The 430-nt window shown below is 58.6% G+C and carries 1 rRNA gene; it reads left to right on the top strand.

Annotated features, from left to right (window positions below):
* Positions 1-430: ribosomal RNA gene (locus M6G53_RS25230) — 16S ribosomal RNA — on the top strand; the annotation flags it as partial.

The following is a 430-nucleotide window of genomic DNA, read 5'->3' as shown; positions in this document are numbered from 1 at the left end:
CGTACGGTGCCAGCAGCCGCGGTAAGACGTAGGGGGCGAGCGTTGTCCGGATTCATTGGGCGTAAAGCGCGCGTAGGCGGCTGCGCAAGTCGGTTGTGAAATTCCGGGGCTCAACCCCGGAACTGCGTCCGATACTGCGTGGCTAGAGGTAGGTAGGGGAGATCGGAATTCCTGGTGTAGCGGTGAAATGCGCAGATATCAGGAGGAACACCGGTGGCGAAGGCGGATCTCTGGGCCTTACCTGACGCTGAGGCGCGAAAGCTAGGGGAGCGAACAGGATTAGATACCCTAGTAGTCCTAGCCGTAAACGTTGGGTGCTAGGTGTGGGCGGATATCGACCCCGTCCGTGCCGAAGCTAACGCATTAAGCACCCCGCCTGGGGAGTACGGTCGCAAGATTAAAACTCAAAGGAATTGACGGGATGCGTGAA

Origin of the sequence: Serratia nevei (genome assembly GCF_024160145.1) — a bacterium.
GTDB lineage: Bacteria > Pseudomonadota > Gammaproteobacteria > Enterobacterales > Enterobacteriaceae > Serratia > Serratia nevei_A.
Note: the sequence above shows the minus strand (reverse complement) of the source record. Positions and strands in the feature narration are given on the sequence as shown.